The following is a 17,000-nucleotide window of genomic DNA, read 5'->3' on the forward strand; positions in this document are numbered from 1 at the left end:
GCTTCGCTGGAAATGACGGCAATACCTCACCCATACACGAACGCCTTGTCGTCCAGATCGATCGCCGGGATCTGGTCCTTCTCGGCCCAATAATCCTGGCTGTGCTGCCACTCCGGCTTGTCGCCGCGCTTGGGCAAGAGATGCATGTTGCGCATCATGTAGCCGGGATTGAAGTTCTCCGGATCGATCCAGGACAATAGCGGCATGTTGTGGTCCTCGGGCCGCAGCGCGACCTCGACTTTCCCGGCGCCCTTTTGCTTCATGTGCTTGAGCAGCCGGCAGACGAAATCCGCGACGAGATCGGCACGCAATGTCCAGCTTGCGCGGAAATAGCCGAATACCCAGGCCATGTTCGGAATGCCGGTGAACATCATGCCGCGATAGGTGACGGTCTGCGAGAAATCGAGCGGCTTGCCGTCGATCTCAAAATCGATATCGCCGAGCACATTGAGGTTGAAGCCCGTCGCCGTGACGATGATGTCAGCCTCCAGGACCTTGCCCGATTTGAGCAAAATGCCTTTCCTGGTGAAGCGCTCGATCTCGTCGGTGACCACGGAGGCCTTGCCGCTTTTGATGCCTAAAAACATATCGGCATCGGGCACGAACGCGATGCGCTGGCGCCACGGCCGATAGCGCGGCGTGAAATGGGCAGCGACATCATAGTCCGGCCCGAGCACAGCGGTGATCTGGCCGATCAGCTCTTTCTTCACCTGCTCCGGCTCGGCCACGCAGCGCTTGGTGAAGGCATCCTGCTCGTAAAGAATCTTGCGCCGGACAATCTCGTGGATCCATTCTTCCTTCACCTGCAGGCGACGCAACTCCTCGGCGACCTCAATGGCATTGCGCCCGAGCCGGAAATAGGTCGGCGAGCGCTGCAGCATGGTGACGTGCTCGCATTTTTCGGCGATGTTGGGGATCAGCGTGGCCGCCGTCGCGCCGGAGCCGATCACGACGACATTCTTTCCTGTCAGATCGAGCTCGTCGGGCCAGCGCTGCGGATGCACGATACGGCCATCAAACTCGTTCATGCCCGGCCAATTCGGCGTGTACCCTTCGGAATGCCGATAATAGCCCTGGCACATCCACAAAAAATTCGCAGTGAAGGTCGCGCGCTCGCCACTGTCCGTCTTCTCCGCCGCGATGGTCCAGAGCCTGGTTTCGCTCGACCAGTTCGCCGACAGGATGCGGTGCCTGTAGCGGATGTGCCTGGCGAGATCGTTCTCCTCGATCACCTCGCCCATATAGGAAAGGATCTCGGCGGCCGTCGCGATCGGAGGGCCGACCCAGGGTTTGAAGCGATAGCCGAAGGTGTGGAGATCGCTGTCGGAGCGGATGCCCGGATATTTATGCGTGATCCAGGTGCCGCCGAAGCTCTCCTGCGCTTCAATGATCACGAAGCTCGTGCCGGGAAGCTGGGTCGTCAAATGATAGGCGCTGCCGATGCCGGAAATGCCGGCGCCGACGATCAGCACATCGAAATGTTCGGGTGTTGGGGCCGTGAGATTGGAGATCGATCGCGCGGTCTCGATATTCATTTGGTTGCTTCCGTTCCCTGGACTTGGTCTCTTTCCGGACCTTAATGTTCTCCGGTCGTCGCTTAGCGGCGACGCCTCGCAAAATGATTTAGATCAATTGCTCACGCAATCACAGCACAAAACCCCATTGCCGCGCGGTTTGCAGAATCCAGTCCTTGTAGAGCGTGAGGGGTGTGACTCCCGTCAAACCGCCGCAGCCAGCGCTGCCGTTCGGCCCGGTCGACCAGCTAATGACACCAACGATGATCGGCGCGCCCTGCTGATCTTCGAACACCGGCCCGCCGGAATCGCCGGTGCAGGCGCCAAGTCCGTCCCTTAAGCCGCTTGTTGCCGGATCGACCAGCCGAATCTGCAAGCTGCCGGGCTTTCCCGTCGCGACCAGGCTTGCGCTGCGGATGATGCCGCCGCTTTTGCCGTCGCCGCGTACGGTCACGCCGATGCCGGCAATGGTGAATTTGCCGCCCGGCGAAATCGGCGGAACGGGCGCACCAAGCATCGCGGACGTTTTTCCCTTTGGCGGAATTTCGAGTTGCAACAGCGCCGCGTCGGCCGTCGCGCGATGCGCCAGCATCGCCTGCATCTGAAAGCCGGGGTGAATGGCAATGCGTTTCACATCCCTCAATTGCGGCTTCCGCTCGGCGTCATACTCGACGATCTTGTATTCGGCGCCGGGCTGCACGCAATGCGCGACCGTCAGCACCAGCGCGGGCGCGATCAGGCTGCCCGAGCAAAAATTGCCGCGCGAGCCGACAATGGTGACCACGGCGCGGCCAATGCCCTCGTTGGACGGCACCGCACCGCCCACGATGGCCTGGGCGGGCGAACTCAGCAGCACGACGGCGGCCGCGAATGGTGCAAGAATCTTCATGTCTCCAGCCATAACCGCTCGCACACGTCGCGCCAAGGATGCATAACTGGCCCTCGGCCGGGCTGACCTGCTTGCCCGTTTGAAACAGCGTTTGAAAGCTTAGAGGACTTGATGATTGAAGCGGTGATCTGGGATTTCGGCGGGGTGCTGACCACCTCGCCGTTCGAGGCTTTCGCGCGGTTCGAGCGCGAGCGCGGATTTCCGACGGACATCATCCGGCGCACCAACGCCGCCAATCATCTGGAAAACGCCTGGGCGAAATTCGAACGCGCGGAGATCGACATCGACGGATTCGACAAGCTGTTCGCCGCGGAGTCGCTGGCGCTGGGCGCGGAGGTGCGAGGGCGTGACGTGTTGCCGCTTCTCGCCGGCGATCTGCGGCCGGAGATGGTCGAAGCCTTGAAGCGGATCAATGCCAAATTCAAGACCGGCTGCATCACCAACAATCTACCGGCCAACGCCATCGGCAGCGCCGCCGGCCGTGGGCTTTATATCGCGGAGGTGATGGCGCTGTTCGACCATGTCATCGAATCCGCCAAAATCGGCCTGCGCAAACCCGATCCGCGCATCTACGAGATGATGGTGGAGGCGCTGAAGGTCGATCCAAAGAGATGCGTTTATCTCGACGATCTCGGAATCAACTTGAAGCCGGCCCGCGCCATGGGGATGACGACGATCAAGGTGACGAGCGCAGCGCAGGCGATTGCGGAGCTCGAGGCGGCGACGGCGTTGAAGCTCACCTGACCAAAGACAGTAAGCCAAACCATCACCGTCACCTTGAGGAGGCGCGCAAGCGCCGTCTCGAAGGGCGACGGCCCCGCTGCTCGATCGTGGCCGGTCATCCTTCGAGGCTCGCTTACGCGAGCGCCGCAGGATGACGGAGCTAGCAGCTACTCCGCGGCGCTCGCCATCCGCTCCGGGAATGCAGCGGCCAGTGCCATGCGCTCCGGCCTCAGCACGCCGCGCTCCGTCATCAGGCCCGTGACCAGCCGCGCCGGCGTCACATCGAACGCGTAGTTCGCGACCGGCGATTCCTGCGGTACGATCCGCACCGTCTCGATCCGTCCGTCGGCGGTGCGGCCGGTCATGGTCGCGACCTCTTCGCCACCGCGCTGCTCGATCGGCACCGCGCGCCCGTCGCTGACGTTAAAATCGATCGTCGGCGAAGGCAGCGCGACATAGAACGGCACGCCATTGTCGAAGGCCGCGAGCGCCTTGAGGTAAGTGCCGATCTTGTTGCAGACGTCACCATTGGCGGCGACGCGGTCGGTGCCGACAATGACGAGATCGACCATGCCATGCTGCATCAGATGGCCGCCGGTGTTGTCGGCAATGACGGTGTGCGGCACGCCGTGATGGCCGAGCTCCCAGGCGGTGAGCGATGCGCCCTGGTTGCGCGGACGGGTCTCGTCGACCCAGACATGGATGTTGTGGCCGCGATCATGCGCGAGATAGATCGGCGCCGTCGCCGTGCCCCAATCGACGGTAGCGAGCCAGCCGGCATTGCAATGGGTCAGCACGTTGACGGGTTCACCGGGCTTCTTGCGGACGGCAATCGCCTCGATCACCGCAAACCCATTTTGCGCGATGCCCTGGTTGATGACGATATCCTCATCCGCAATCGCGACAGCGCGGGCGTAAGCCGCGGCCGCGCGCGCCGCCGGATCAAGCGGCTGCAACGCCGCGCGCATCTCCTCCAGGGCCCATCTCAGGTTGATCGCGGTCGGCCTCGTGGCAACCAGCACGCCGTACGCGCGATCGATCGCGGCATCGGTCGCATTTTCACGCATGGCGAGCGCCATGCCGAATGCTGCAGTGGCGCCGATCAGCGGCGCGCCGCGCACCAGCATGGAACGGATCGCTTCCGCGGCTTCCACGCAGTTCGTCAGCCGCGCAATCACGAACTCATGCGGCAGCCGCCGCTGGTCGATGGCACGGACCGACCAGCCATCCTCGTCGAGCCAGATACTTCGGAAATGTTTGCCATCGACCTTCACGGCACACCCATCTCTGTTGCGGTCTTAAGCCCAAGCACCCGCCCCGCCACCGCATCGAGCTTCTTCAATAGCTCGGGGTCGCGCGCTTCCGGCGCGGTGATCAACGCGGTGTCGAGCGCGCGATCGGAGCCGATCGGACAGGGCTCGTGCTCCCTGGGAAAATCCCGGGCCAACCGCGCCACCAGCGCCTTTGCCTTGTCGGCATTCGAATTCAGGACCCGGATGATGTCCTGCACGGTGACGGCATCATGATCCGGATGCCAGCAGTCGAAATCGGTCACCATCGCGACCGTAGCGTAGCAGATTTCAGCTTCCCGCGCGAGTTTCGCCTCGGGCATGTTGGTCATGCCGATCACGGAATAGCCGAGGCTCTTGTAAGTCATGCTCTCGGCATAACTGGAGAATTGGGGACCCTCCATGCAGAGATAGGTGCCTTCCCGGGCAATTCTGACGCCTTCGGCTTCCGCCGCCGCCGCAAGGTGGATGCGCAGCCGCGGCGAGACCGGATGAGCCATCGAGACATGGGCGACGCAGCCCTTGCCGAAAAACGAGCTCTCGCGCTTGTACGTGCGGTCGACGAACTGGTCGACCAGTACGAAAGTTCCCGGCGGCAGTTCTTGCTTGAACGAGCCGCAGGCGGAGAGCGAAACCAGATCAGTAACACCGGCGCGCTTGAGCACATCGATGTTGGCGCGATAGTTGATATCAGAGGGCGACAGCCGATGGCCCTTGTCATGCCGCGGCAGGAACACGATCGGCAGCCCTGCTATGGTGCCGCGGCGTACGGGCGACGACGGCTCACCCCAGGGGCTCGTGATCGCCTCGTCGCGCGCATTTTCCAACCCCGGCAGATCGTAGATGCCGGAGCCGCCGATGATACCAAGAACTGCCTTTGCCATGATCTCCCCGCTGGTCTGGTCCGAGCCAGTCTAGCGGAGATTTGCGGCGGGAGCGATGGTTGACGAAGATGTCATTCTGGAGCGATGCGTCGGCATCGAACCCGGAATGACGGCGTGAAAACCGCTAAGCCGCCGTCGGCTGAAGCTGGTTCGCAACCATCCGTTGCAGCGTCTCGACCGATTGGAAATTCTCCGGCGTGATCTCATCTTGCGGAATCGTGAAATCGAACTCCGCTTCCACCGAGAGCATCAGGTTGACCATGTCCATCGACGTCAGTCCGATGTCGACAAGCCTGGCCTCCGGCGCGACTTCAGCGGTGAGCGAACTCTGTTCGAGGACCGCTTTCACCAGGGCGACGATCCGGTTGCGAATATCGGCCTCGTGGCTTTGCATGCTCAACCCTTAATTCCTACAATCGAGATACGATGCCGCTGTCAGCGGAGCGCAGATTATAGGGACAAATGCCTGGCGTTGAGGCTGACGCATTCTAATCAAATGCGGCTTTTGCATTTAAGGCTAACGCGTCTTCACGATCTTTTTGCCAGCCAAACACCAGAGATTAACTGTCCATTTCGAAAGGCAATCATTTACCCTGAATTTCATCGACGCATTTGAATTAAATTCATAGCCTCCGGCCTCAATCGAAAACAATCAGGTAGTCGATGCCCGCAGCTGCTTCGACCTGACGCGCGGCACGACGCGATAAGAACCGGAGGTCGGTCATGAATGTCCAGCACGCCAGCTTCGACAAACCTGCGGCGGACGACGATCACCTGCTGATGGATCGGGGCTCGCTGTTCCTGCAGCGCACCGCAGCCGTTGCGGTCGCGGCCGCGGCCGAGGCGGAGGAGGTCGATCGCGACGCTCGCTTTCCGAGGGCCGCGATCGATGCTGCACGCGAACAGAAGCTCCTGGGCATGTTGATCCCCGTCGAATTCGGCGGCTTCGGCGCCTCGATCCAGGACGTGACCGAAATCTGCTACACGCTCGGCCGCGCCTGCGCATCGAGCGCGATGATCTTCGCCATGCACCAGACCAAGGTCGCCTGCCTGGTCCGGCACAGCGTCGGCAGCCGCTACCACCAAGACCTGATGCGGCGCGTGGCGACCGAACAATTGCTGCTGGCATCATCGACCACCGAGGGCCAGAACGGCGGCAATATCCGCGCGAGCGCCGCGGCCGTCGAACACGATGCCAATGGGATTTCGCTCACCCGCAATGCCACCGTGATTTCCTATGGCGCCGAGGCCGACGGCATCGTCACCATCGCGCGCCGCGCCAGCGATGCCACGGCTTCCGACCAGGTGCTGCTGGCGGTGACTAAGGATCATTACACGCTTGCGCGCGGCCAGGGTTGGGAAACGCTGGGCATGCGCGGCACCTGCAGCGCGGGCTTCGAGCTGAAGATCAGGGGCCCGGCGGAAATGATCTTCCCCGAGGCCTATGAGAGGATTCACGCCCAAACGATGACTCCGGTCGCGCATCTCACCTGGTCCTCGGTGTGGGCCGGCATCGCGGCGGCGGCCGTCGAACGTGCCCAGCGCTTCATCCGCAAAGCCGCGCGCGGTGCGGGCGGCCAGATGCCGCCGGGCGCCGCGCATTACACGGCCGCGAAGATGTCCCTCACCAAGCTCCGCGCCATGATCGCAGGCCATCTCGACCTCTACGCCGTGCATGAATATGACGATCGCGTGCTGAGCTCGATCGACTTCCAGTCCGCGATCAACCTGTTGAAGGTGCAGGCCTCGGAGCTTGCGGTGGAGACCGCCACCCACGCCATGCGGGCCTGCGGCCTTGCCGGCTATCGCAATGACGGCGAATTCTCGATCGGCCGCCATTTGCGCGACGCGCTGTCTGCGCCACTGATGATCAACAACGACCGTATCCTTGCGAATATCGCCACCGCCAGTTTGATGAGCGCCGTGCCCACGGCCCTTCGTGATTGATGGAAATGCCAGGAATGCCGCTATGACGATCGCCGTTCAAACCGATTCCCCCGAACTCGCGCCGCAATCGACCGATCCGCTCGACCACCTCGCCGACATCCTCTTTCACAGGATGGGCAGTGACGGCGTCTATGCGCGCACCGCGCTTTATGAAGACGTGGTGGAGCGGCTTGCAGTCCTGATCAGCCAGCATCGCGAGCCGAATACCGAGGTGATGCGCTTTCCGCCGGTCATGAGCCGTACCCAGCTCGAGAAGTCCGGGTACCTCAAGAGCTTCCCTAATCTGCTCGGCTGCGTCTGCGGCCTGCATGGCACCGAACGCGAGATCCACGCCGCGGTGAGCCGCTTTGATGCGGGCGGCGATTGGACCACATCGCTGTCGCCGGCCGACCTCGTGCTGTCGCCCGCCGCCTGCTATCCCGTCTATCCGATCGCAGCACAGCGTGGCCGGCTGCCATCGGGCGGCTTGCGCTTCGACGTCGCCGCCGATTGCTTCCGCCGCGAGCCTTCGCGCCATCTCGATCGGCTGCAATCCTTCCGGATGCGTGAATATGTCTGCATCGGCGATCCTTCTGACGTCGCAGCATTCCGCGAGCGCTGGATGGTGCGCGCGCAAGGTATCGCCCGCGATCTCGGGCTGACCTTCAAGATCGATCAGGCGAGCGATCCCTTCTTTGGCCGAGTCGGCCAGATGAAGGCGGTGAGCCAGAAGCAGCAATCACTGAAATTCGAGCTACTGGTGCCGCTGCGCTCGGAGGATCAGCCGACCGCCTGCATGAGTTTCAATTATCACCGCGATCATTTCGGCACCACGTGGGGCATCGAGGATGCGAACGGCGAGCCGGCCCACACCGGCTGTGTTGCCTTCGGCATGGATAGGCTGGCCGTCGCCATGTTCCACACCCACGGCACGGACCTGACACGGTGGCCGGCGAAGGTGCGCGAAACGCTGGGGTTCTCGATCCACGCCAACGCCGACGCCCATGTCGAGGGTTGGCGCTGAGATCACGATCGTAAGCGGATGCTGTGATGCAGCACAGGCCCATGATCCGCTGTCGTGAAATCGGCATCTCCGATCTGGAGGCGATTGCCGATCTCCTGACGCGCGGCTTTGTTGGCCGTGCGCGCGGCTACTGGATGGGCGGCCTGCGCCGGCAGGCGATGCGCGAGGTGCCGGACGGCTTTCCGCGCTTCGGCTACATGCTCGATCATCAGGGAACGCCGGTCGGCGTGCTGCTCTTGATCTACACGGCGCATGACGAGGGCGGCGAGACCTCAATTCGCTGCAATCTCTCGAGCTGGTACGTCGAGCCTGCGTTCCGCGGTTACGCGCCGATGCTGACCAAGATCGCGCAACGGCACAAGGACGTTACTTACGTCAATATCAGTCCGGCGCACTGGACCTGGCGGATCATCGAAGCACAGGGGTTTCAGCCCTATTGCAGCGGATTGTTCTTCTCGTTTCCCGCACTGTCGCGCGCCGCGCAAGGAATGCGCCTGGAAATCATCTCGCAACAGGCGCCCACGATCGACGGCCTATCCGCGGCCGAGGTCGCGCTTTTGACGCGGCACGCCGGCTATGGCTGCCTCAGCCTAGTCTGCCGCGCGGCCGGCGGCCGCGCCTTTCCGTTTATCCTGCAGCCGATGCGCATCCGCCGCGGCTGGATCGCACTGCCGGCGATGCAACTGATCTACTGCCGCGACGTCGCCGACTATATCGCCTGCGCGGGCAGGATCGGCCGCCTCCTGCTCCGGCGCGGCAAGATCGCGGTCGCGCTGGATGCCAACGGCCGCGTGGAGGGTCTGACCGGCTTCTATACGCAGGCGCGCGGCCGCAAATATTTCAAGGGCCCGCACCCTCCGCGGCTGTGCGATCTCACGGACACGGAGCTGGTGATTTACGGGCCGTAATTGAGTGCACCGTCATTCCGGGGTGCCTCGAAGAGGCGAACCCGGAATCTCGAGATTCCGGGTTCGATGCTTCGCATCGCCCCGGAATGACGGGAAAAAGACGTCCAGGTTCGTGAATAGCTGACGGGCTTGCTGCTGGGAACCATGCGGCCCTCCATGTCGGGCGTCTGCGCGCCGCATCATGGGCGCCACCCTGTCGCTAGAGGTTTAAGGATTCCCTTGCCTCTCCCGCCGCAATAGTGCTCGATTTATGGTTGTCTGCCCCAATGCCCGCCTGGTTAACGGTGCCGCCATGCCGCTCGATCCTCTCGCCAAACGCCTGCTCACGATGATGGCCGCCGCTTCGTCCGCGGAGAGGAAGCGACCCACGCCCGAGGAGCGCCGGCAAGCCCTGGCAAAGCTGATGCAATTTGCGCGCGGCGATGTTGGCGATGTCGCGCGCGAAGACGGCGTGTTGCCGGGCCCCGCCGGCGACATCGCCTACCGGCTCTATGCACCGGCTGCCGCGCAGGGCGAGGTGGCCGCGCCGGGCTTTGTGTTCTTTCATGGCGGCGGCTTGGTCGCGGGCAGCATCGAAACTCACGACCGCATCGCGGCGGCGCTGGCGCAGGCGGCCGCCTGCCGCTTGATCTCGGTGGATTACCGGCTCGCGCCCGAGCACAAATTCCCCGCTGCGGTTGAGGACGCGATCGCCGCGACGCAGTTTGTGCTCAGTAATGCCGCCGGCCTCGGCATCGATGCGAGCCGGCTGGTGGTCGGCGGCGATTCGGCCGGCGCGACACTTGCCGCCGTGGTCTGCCAGCATGCGGTCCAGCACGCGTGGCTGGACATTGCCGCGCAGTGCCTCATCTGTCCCGTGCTCGACTTCGAGGAAACCTCACCGTCCCGAGAGGAATTTGCCGAAGACCTTCTGATCGATCGCTTGACGCTGCAGGCCGATCTCGCCGACTACCTGCCCGAGGGCGCGGACCTTGCGGACCCTCGCATCTCGCCACTGCGCGCGCTCCATGTCGCGGGTCTGCCGCCCGCAATCATCCACACCGCCGAATATGATCCGATGCGCGACGAGGGCAACGCCTATGCGCGAAAACTGTTCGCGGCAGGCGTCACCGTCGAGCATGTCTGCCATGAGGGCATGGTTCATAATTTCCATTGTATGGGCGCGGTGCTGCCGCAGGCGCGGCTTGTGCTCTCGCAAATCGGCGAGCAGGTCCGGCGCGCGGTCGGGTGAGCTTTTATTGCCGGTCATTCCGGGGCGATGGGAAGCATCGAACCGACCCGGAATCTCGAGATTCCGGGTTCGCGCTAACGCGCGCCCCCGAATGCGCCTCAGCAAAATTGATTCAAATTTTACCCATCGCCCGCTGCAATTCATTAGGGTTATTTCGTCGATCTTTGCGCGAATTATTGCTCCGTTGATCCCTCCTCTCTAACAAAACGGCCGGCGTCAGCGCACTTTCAAGAAGAAACGATGCGCCAGGCTGGAGGTCGATGATGCGCAACGAGACGATCGCTATTCACGCCGGCTACGACCCCGACCCGACCACCAAGGCAGTCGCGGTGCCGATCTACCAGACCGCCTCCTATGCCTTCGACAGCGCCGATCACGGCGCGGCACTTTTCAACTTGGAAGCGGAAGGCTTTCGCTACAGCCGCATCGCCAATCCCACCACTTCCGTGCTGGAAAAGCGCATCGCCGAACTCGAAGGCGGCGTCGGTGCGCTGGCTGTGGCGACGGGACAAGCGGCGCTGCATTTCTCGCTCGTCAACCTCGCCGACGGCGGCGGCAACATCGTTTCGGTGCCGCAGCTCTACGGCACGACACATACGCTGCTCTCGCATATTCTGCCGCGCCAAGGCATTGCCGGGCGCTTTGCCGAAAGCGACCGGTCGGACGCGATCGAGAAGCTCATCGACGATGATACCAAGGCCGTGTTCGCCGAGAGCATCGGCAATCCCGCCGGCAATGTCTGCGATATCGAAGCTTTGGCAAAGGTCGCGCATCGCCATGGCGTACCGCTGATGGTCGACAACACCGTGGCGACGCCAATCTTGTTAAAACCTTTCGACTACGGCGCCGATATCGTCGTGCACTCGCTGACGAAATTTCTCGGCGGCCACGGCACCACGCTCGGCGGCGCTATCGTCGACAGCGGTCGTTTCCCCTGGAAGGAGCAGCCGCGCCGCTTTGCCGCCTTCAACCAGCCGGACGCCTCCTATCACGGCCTCATCTATGCCCAACGGTTCGGCGCAAAGGCCTATATCGAGCGGGCGCGCAGCGTCTATCAACGCACAATGGGTTCGGTGCTGTCGCCCTTCAACGCCTTCCTGCTGTTGCAGGGGATCGAGACGGTCGCGCTGCGCGTCGAACGGCATGTCGAAAATGCGCGCAAGGTGGCGGAGTTCCTGCGCAGCGATCCGCGCGTCGCCTGGGTCAATTATGCCGGCTTCCCCGACAGCCCCTATTATCCGCTGGTACAGAAATATCTCGATGGCAACGCTTCCTCGCTGTTCACCTTCGGCATCAAGGGTGGCCTGGAGGCGGGCAAGACCTTCTATGACTCGCTGAAGTTGATCACCCGGCTCGTCAACATCGGCGACGCCAAGTCACTCGCCTGTCATCCGGCTTCCACGACGCATCGCCAGATGTCGAGCGAGCAGCAGCGCGCTGCCGGCGTGCTGCCGGAAACCATCCGACTTTCGATCGGTATCGAGCACGTCGCCGACATCATCGAGGATCTCGATCAGGCGCTCGCAAAAGCTTGTCCTCAGCATGACCGCCTCGAGGCCGCCGAATAGACGGCAACAGTGCCATGGTACTCCTGTTCGACAACAATACGTCGATCGCAAGTCCGGCGCTCGCGCCCGGGCAGGATGAGCTCGTCGGCGATACGCCGGCTGAGCTGACCATCGGCCTGATCAACAACATGCCGGACAGCGCGCTCAAGGCCACCGAGCGCCAATTCATGCGCCTGCTCAGCGGCGCCGCGCGAAACGTGCGCATCCGCTTCCACTGCTTCTCCCTGCCCTCGATCAGCCGTTCGCCGGCGGCGCAATCCCATGTCGCGAAGGAGTACAGTGACATCGCCGAGCTCGACCGGCTCAACATCGACGGGCTGATTGTGACCGGCGCCGAGCCAATCGCGCCGGCCTTGGCGAACGAGCCTTACTGGCGCGACCTGGCGGGCATCATTGAATGGGCCAAGACGAAGACGCGTTCGACGATCTGGTCCTGCCTCGCCGCGCACGCCGCCGTGCTGCATCTGGACGGCATCGAGCGGCAGCGGCTCAGTGCAAAATGTTCCGGGATCTATAGTTGCGCCAAGACGCAGGATCATTGGCTGATCCGCGGCCTGCGCGCCCCGCTCAAGATCCCCCATTCGCGCCTCAACGAGCTGCGCGAAGACGAGCTCGAAGGCCGCGGTTATCAGGTACTGACGCGGTCGCAAGCCGCCGGCGTCGACATTTTTATCAAGCAGTATCAAAGCCGCTTCATCTTCTTCCAGGGCCACCCGGAATATGATGCGCTGTCCTTGCAGCGCGAATATATGCGCGACCTCGCCCGTTTCCTGGCCGGCGAGCGCGATGACTATCCCGCGATCCCCGCCAATTATTTCGACGCGACAACCGAGACCAGGCTCGCGAGCTTCGAGAGGCACGCGAAGGCGGAACGCGAGCCGACGCTTGCGGCCGAGCTTCCGGGCCTCACGCTTCGCGGCGATATCGCCGCGGGCGTGGCCGCGAGCGTCATCTTCAGGAATTGGCTCGGCTTCCTGGCCAAGCCCGCCGAATAGGGCAAGGGTCGGACGGCCGCCCGGCCATGCGCGTCAGGCTGGCACTGTCGCGCAAAGGCGGATAGATTGACGGCATCACGAATCCCATTGCGCCCGACGCCACCCCAACCTGCAATCGCGTGCTCGAGACAGACCGCCTCCATTCCGTTCTGAACTCCGTGTTCGGGCTGACGGCCTTCCGCGGTGCGCAGGAACAAATCATCCGGCATGTCACGGCGGGCGGCAATTGCCTGGTGCTGATGCCGACCGGCGGCGGCAAGTCGCTGTGCTATCAATTGCCGTCGCTGCTTCGCGACGGCTGCGGCATCGTGGTCTCGCCGCTGATCGCATTGATGCGCGACCAGGTCGCGGGCCTCATTGAGGCCGGCGTCAATGCCGCCGTCCTGAATTCGACCCTCTCCTATCAGGAGGCGTCCGAGGTCGAGCGGCGGCTGATCGCGGGCGATCTCGACCTACTTTATGTCGCACCGGAACGGCTGCTCACCCCGCGCTGCCTGTCGCTGCTCGAACAGGCGCGCATCGCACTGTTCGCCGTCGACGAGGCGCATTGCGTGTCCCAATGGGGACACGATTTTCGGCCCGAATATATCGGGCTCTCGCTGCTCGCGGAGCGCTTTCCGGCCGTGCCGCGCATCGCCCTGACCGCGACCGCCGACGCGCTGACACGAAAGGAGATCATCGAGCGGCTGACGCTATCAGATGCGCCGCAGTTCGTCTCGAGCTTTGACCGGCCGAACATCCGCTACGAGATCGTCGACAAGAAAAACGCGGTCGGGCAACTCAAAGCCTTCATCGCCGAGCGGCATCCGGGCGAGTCCGGCGTCGTTTATTGCCTGAGCCGCGCCAGGGTCGAGGAAGTCGCTCAAGCCTTGCAAGACGCCGGAATCCCCGCTCTGCCCTACCATGCCGGGCTGGAGGCGAGCGTCCGCGCCCACCACCAGGATCGCTTCATCAACGAGGACGGCATCGTCATCGTCGCCACCATCGCCTTCGGCATGGGCATCGATAAGCCCGACGTGCGGTTCGTCGCCCATCTCGATCTGCCCAAGAGCATCGAGGCGTATTATCAGGAGACCGGCCGCGCCGGGCGCGATGGCAAGCCCTCGACGGCCTGGATGGCTTACGGCTTGTCGGACATCGTGCAGCAGCGGCGCATGATCGACGAATCCGACGCTTCGGAGGCGTATAAGCGCGTCTCGGTGCAGAAGCTCGAGGCGCTGGTGGCGCTGGCTGAGGCGGCAAACTGCCGGCGCGTGCGGCTGTTGTCCTATTTCGGCGAGACGTTTGCTTCCGAAAATTGCGGCAATTGCGACAACTGCCTGTCACCGCCGCGACTGCGCGACGGCAAGATCCTCGCGCAAAAGCTCCTGTCCTGCGTCTATCGCACCGGGCAGCGTTTTGGCGCCATGCATCTAATCGATGTTCTCGTGGGCCGCCTCACCGAGAGGGTCAAGCAATTCGAGCACGACAAATTGAGCGTGTTCGCCGTAGGTCGCGAGCTCAACGAGAAGCAATGGCGCGTCGTGCTGCGACAGCTCGTCGCCATGGGGCATTTGCGCGCCGATCACGAGGCCTATGGCGCCTTGAAGCTGACGGAATCGGCGCGTGGCGTGCTGCGCGGCGAGACCGAAGTCTGGCTGCGCGAGGAGCAGGAGGGCGCACGCAACCGCGCGATCCGCGCCAAATCAAGGCGGGGCGATCTCGCAGCCGGCGCCGCCGGCCCGGGCAGAGCCGATCCCAATCTGCAGGCCGCATTGCGGGCCTGGCGCTCGGAAACGGCACGCAAGCGCGGCGTGCCGGCTTATGTCGTGCTGCACGATTCCACCCTCGACGGCATTGCCGCCGCACGCCCGGCAACGCTTGCCGACTTACGCGGCGTCGCGGGCATCGGCGACAAGAAGCTCGAGCATTATGGTGCGGAGTTGATCGCGGTGATCACCGCAAACCGCGGCGAGGCCTGATTCGTAGGGCCGGTAGAGCGAAGCGAAACCCACCATTGGAAATGCGACCCGCAAAGCGATGGGTTTCGCTTTGCTCTATCTATACTACGGTCCTACGGCCCGTGGGTCGCCGCAACCGACTCACTTCACCTCGCCCCGCTCGCGGGAGAGGTCGGATCGCATCGAGGATGCGACCCGGGTGACACTCTCTGCGTGAAGAACGGAGAGAAGGAGAAGAATCACCCGTTCCTGAACGTGTACCCATAGCCATTAATTGCCGGCGCGCCGCCGAGATGGGCGTAGAGCACCTTCGATCCCGACGGGAAGTAGCCCTTCTGCACGAGATCAATCATGCCCTGCATGGACTTGCCCTCGTAAACGGGGTCGGTGATCATACCTTCTAGCCGCGCTGAGAGACGGATGGCCTCCTTGGTCGCCTCCGAGGGAATGCCGTAAGCCGGATAGGCGTAGTCCTCGATCAGCACCACGTCGTCGTCTTCGATCTCGCGGCCGAGCTCGACCAGCCGCGCGGTATTGCGGGCAATGTCGAGCACCTGCGCCTTGGTCTGCTGCGGCGTGAAGGAGGCGTCGATGCCGATCACGCGGCGCTGCCTTCCATCCTTGGCGAAGCCCACCACCATGCCGGCATGGGTCGAGCCGGTGACGGTGCAGACCACAATGTAATCGAAAGCGAAGCCGAGCTGCTTCTCCTGCGCGCGTACCTCCTCGGCAAAGCCGACATAGCCGAGCCCGCCGAACTTGTGCACGGACGCGCCCGCCGGGATTGCGTAGGGCTTGCCGCCCTTCGCCTTCACGTCCTCGATCGCTTCCTCCCAACTCCTGCGGATGCCGATGTCAAAGCCGTCATCGACCAGGCGCGTGTCGGCGCCCATAATGCGGCTGAGCAGGATGTTGCCGACGCGATCGTAGACCGCGTCCTCATGCGGCACCCAGGCTTCCTGCACCAGACGGCACTTCATGCCGAGCTTGGCAGCAACCGCCGCGACCATGCGGGTGTGGTTGGACTGTACGCCGCCGATCGAGACCAGCGTGTCGGCATTGGAGGCGATGGCGTCCGGAATGATGTATTCGAGCTTGCGCAGCTTGTTGCCGCCGAAGGCAAGGCCCGAATTGCAATCTTCCCGCTTGGCGTAGATCTCGACCTTGCCGCCGAGATGGCGAGAGAGCCGCTCCAGCTTCTCGATGTAGGTGGGGCCGAAGGTGAGCGGATAGCGCGCGAATTTTTCCAGCATCTGGTGTCCCGATGGTTTGACCGTCGCCGACGCCCTATCACCAACGACGAGAAATGTGCTCTCTAAATTGAGCCACTGTTGCATAATTTGTCGCACCTTTCCGCACGTTCATTGTAGTTTCGGTCTCTATCTGGTTCATCTTCGAAAGAATCTTCCATGTCAGCAAGACTCGACCGGATCGACCTTAAGATTTTGCGTTTGCTGCAGAATAACGGCCGCCTCTCGAACGCGGAGCTGGCCGAGACGGTAGGCGTCAGCGCTGCCACCTGTCACCGCCGTACCCAGCGGCTGTTCGAGGAGGGCTTTATCGGCGCGGTCCGCGCGATGATCGCGCCGCGCAAGGTTGGCAAGGGCGCGCTAGCGATGGTCGGGGTCGTGCTCGACCGCTCCACACCCGAAAGCTTTGCCGCCTTCGAACAGGCTGTGGCGAAATTGAAGTTCGTGCTCGACTGCCATCTGGTGGCGGGCGACTTCGATTACTTCCTCAAAATCCGCGTCGGCGACATGGAGGACTTCAATCGCATTCATGGCGAACAATTGATCGCATTGCCCAGCGTGCGGCAAACCCGCACCTTTTTTGTGATGAAGGAAGTCGTCGACAACGCGCCGCTGGATTTTTGACACAGTCTCGACTTGCGCGGCCGACTTCCCAATTTCATTGTCGCGTTCGTTGGAACAGCAACCGACAAGCATCGTTGTCGTGGACTCATCAACCATGGAGACTTTGATGAAGAAGACGATCGCTGTCGCGACTGCACTCTTGCTTGGAACGAGCGTATGCGCGTTCGCCCAAGGTAGCAAAGGCGGCACATCTGCAATGCCGCGAGATCAGGAGATGCAGGGCTCCCCGTCAGAC

At 62.8% G+C, this 17,000-nt stretch carries 15 protein-coding genes; 9 read left to right on the plus strand and 6 right to left on the minus strand.

Annotated features, from left to right (window positions below):
* Nucleotides 1-26: 26 nt before the first annotated feature.
* Nucleotides 27-1,535: a flavin-containing monooxygenase gene (locus tag F758_RS0118295; protein ID WP_024509221.1), complete on the minus strand. Its 1,509-nt coding sequence runs from the start codon at nucleotides 1,533-1,535 to the stop codon at nucleotides 27-29.
* A 109-nt stretch (nucleotides 1,536-1,644) separates the two neighbouring features.
* Entirely contained in the window at nucleotides 1,645-2,403 is a 759-nt protein-coding gene (locus tag F758_RS0118300; RefSeq protein ID WP_024509222.1) for a S1 family peptidase, read from the minus strand.
* 108 nt (nucleotides 2,404-2,511) lie between these two features.
* Between F758_RS0118300 and F758_RS0118305 the strand changes: the two genes are divergently transcribed.
* Nucleotides 2,512-3,147: an HAD-IA family hydrolase gene (locus F758_RS0118305; RefSeq protein ID WP_024509223.1), complete on the plus strand. Its 636-nt coding sequence runs from the start codon at nucleotides 2,512-2,514 to the stop codon at nucleotides 3,145-3,147.
* 146 nt (nucleotides 3,148-3,293) lie between these two features.
* Here F758_RS0118305 and mtnA read toward each other — a convergent pair whose 3' ends face one another.
* The 3 genes from mtnA to F758_RS0118320 all read right to left on the minus strand — a co-directional run bounded on the left by mtnA (nucleotide 3,294) and on the right by F758_RS0118320 (nucleotide 5,693).
* Complete coding sequence (mtnA, locus tag F758_RS0118310) at nucleotides 3,294-4,400, minus strand: S-methyl-5-thioribose-1-phosphate isomerase (protein ID WP_024509224.1); 1,107 nt, start codon at nucleotides 4,398-4,400, stop codon at nucleotides 3,294-3,296.
* Nucleotides 4,397-5,299 (minus strand): S-methyl-5'-thioadenosine phosphorylase, encoded by a 903-nt coding sequence (locus F758_RS0118315; protein WP_024509225.1) that lies wholly within the window; start codon nucleotides 5,297-5,299, stop codon nucleotides 4,397-4,399. Before F758_RS0118315 ends, mtnA begins: the two co-directional genes overlap by 4 nt.
* A 124-nt stretch (nucleotides 5,300-5,423) precedes the next feature.
* Nucleotides 5,424-5,693, minus strand: a complete 270-nt coding sequence (locus tag F758_RS0118320) for a phosphopantetheine-binding protein (RefSeq protein WP_024509226.1) — start codon at nucleotides 5,691-5,693, stop codon at nucleotides 5,424-5,426.
* Between the two features lie 329 nt (nucleotides 5,694-6,022).
* Between F758_RS0118320 and F758_RS0118330 the strand changes: the two genes are divergently transcribed.
* The 7 genes from F758_RS0118330 to recQ all read left to right on the plus strand — a co-directional run bounded on the left by F758_RS0118330 (nucleotide 6,023) and on the right by recQ (nucleotide 14,912).
* Entirely contained in the window at nucleotides 6,023-7,246 is a 1,224-nt protein-coding gene (locus F758_RS0118330) for an acyl-CoA dehydrogenase family protein (RefSeq protein ID WP_024509227.1), read from the plus strand.
* A gap of 22 nt (nucleotides 7,247-7,268) precedes the next feature.
* Nucleotides 7,269-8,249 (plus strand): amino acid--[acyl-carrier-protein] ligase, encoded by a 981-nt coding sequence (locus tag F758_RS0118335; RefSeq protein ID WP_024509228.1) that lies wholly within the window; start codon nucleotides 7,269-7,271, stop codon nucleotides 8,247-8,249.
* A gap of 26 nt (nucleotides 8,250-8,275) precedes the next feature.
* Nucleotides 8,276-9,157, plus strand: a complete 882-nt coding sequence (locus tag F758_RS0118340) for a hypothetical protein (protein WP_024509229.1) — start codon at nucleotides 8,276-8,278, stop codon at nucleotides 9,155-9,157.
* 292 nt (nucleotides 9,158-9,449) lie between these two features.
* Nucleotides 9,450-10,388 (plus strand): alpha/beta hydrolase, encoded by a 939-nt coding sequence (locus F758_RS0118345; protein ID WP_024509230.1) that lies wholly within the window; start codon nucleotides 9,450-9,452, stop codon nucleotides 10,386-10,388.
* 263 nt (nucleotides 10,389-10,651) lie between these two features.
* Nucleotides 10,652-11,956 (plus strand): O-acetylhomoserine aminocarboxypropyltransferase/cysteine synthase family protein, encoded by a 1,305-nt coding sequence (locus F758_RS0118350; RefSeq protein ID WP_024509231.1) that lies wholly within the window; start codon nucleotides 10,652-10,654, stop codon nucleotides 11,954-11,956.
* Nucleotides 11,957-11,970: 14 nt separating this feature from the next.
* A complete protein-coding gene (gene metA / locus F758_RS0118355; protein WP_024509232.1) occupies nucleotides 11,971-12,951 on the plus strand; it encodes a homoserine O-succinyltransferase MetA in 981 nt (326 codons plus the stop codon).
* Between the two features lie 119 nt (nucleotides 12,952-13,070).
* Nucleotides 13,071-14,912 (plus strand): DNA helicase RecQ, encoded by a 1,842-nt coding sequence (gene recQ / locus F758_RS0118360; RefSeq protein WP_245286526.1) that lies wholly within the window; start codon nucleotides 13,071-13,073, stop codon nucleotides 14,910-14,912.
* A gap of 218 nt (nucleotides 14,913-15,130) precedes the next feature.
* On the opposite strand, the gene F758_RS0118365 is transcribed toward recQ, so the two are convergent.
* Entirely contained in the window at nucleotides 15,131-16,144 is a 1,014-nt protein-coding gene (locus F758_RS0118365; protein ID WP_024509234.1) for a 1-aminocyclopropane-1-carboxylate deaminase, read from the minus strand.
* Between the two features lie 156 nt (nucleotides 16,145-16,300).
* Between F758_RS0118365 and F758_RS0118370 the strand changes: the two genes are divergently transcribed.
* Nucleotides 16,301-16,765, plus strand: a complete 465-nt coding sequence (locus tag F758_RS0118370; protein WP_024509235.1) for an Lrp/AsnC family transcriptional regulator — start codon at nucleotides 16,301-16,303, stop codon at nucleotides 16,763-16,765.
* The last annotated feature ends 235 nt before the right edge of the window (nucleotides 16,766-17,000 follow it).

Source organism: Bradyrhizobium sp. ARR65 (assembly GCF_000472385.1).
Classification (GTDB): Bacteria; Pseudomonadota; Alphaproteobacteria; order Rhizobiales; family Xanthobacteraceae; genus Bradyrhizobium.

Coding starts and splice junctions, on each gene's coding strand:
- F758_RS0118340 (WP_024509229.1), top strand. CDS start 8,276: ATGCAGCACAGGCCCATGATCCGCTGTCGTGAAATCGGCATCTCCGAT.
- F758_RS0118295 (WP_024509221.1), bottom strand. CDS start 1,535: ATGAATATCGAGACCGCGCGATCGATCTCCAATCTCACGGCCCCAACA.
- F758_RS0118300 (WP_024509222.1), bottom strand. CDS start 2,403: ATGAAGATTCTTGCACCATTCGCGGCCGCCGTCGTGCTGCTGAGTTCG.
- F758_RS0118315 (WP_024509225.1), bottom strand. CDS start 5,299: ATGGCAAAGGCAGTTCTTGGTATCATCGGCGGCTCCGGCATCTACGAT.
- F758_RS0118330 (WP_024509227.1), top strand. CDS start 6,023: ATGAATGTCCAGCACGCCAGCTTCGACAAACCTGCGGCGGACGACGAT.
- metA (WP_024509232.1), top strand. CDS start 11,971: ATGGTACTCCTGTTCGACAACAATACGTCGATCGCAAGTCCGGCGCTC.
- F758_RS0118370 (WP_024509235.1), top strand. CDS start 16,301: ATGTCAGCAAGACTCGACCGGATCGACCTTAAGATTTTGCGTTTGCTG.
- F758_RS0118320 (WP_024509226.1), bottom strand. CDS start 5,693: ATGCAAAGCCACGAGGCCGATATTCGCAACCGGATCGTCGCCCTGGTG.
- F758_RS0118345 (WP_024509230.1), top strand. CDS start 9,450: ATGCCGCTCGATCCTCTCGCCAAACGCCTGCTCACGATGATGGCCGCC.
- F758_RS0118365 (WP_024509234.1), bottom strand. CDS start 16,144: ATGCTGGAAAAATTCGCGCGCTATCCGCTCACCTTCGGCCCCACCTAC.
- F758_RS0118335 (WP_024509228.1), top strand. CDS start 7,269: ATGACGATCGCCGTTCAAACCGATTCCCCCGAACTCGCGCCGCAATCG.
- F758_RS0118350 (WP_024509231.1), top strand. CDS start 10,652: ATGCGCAACGAGACGATCGCTATTCACGCCGGCTACGACCCCGACCCG.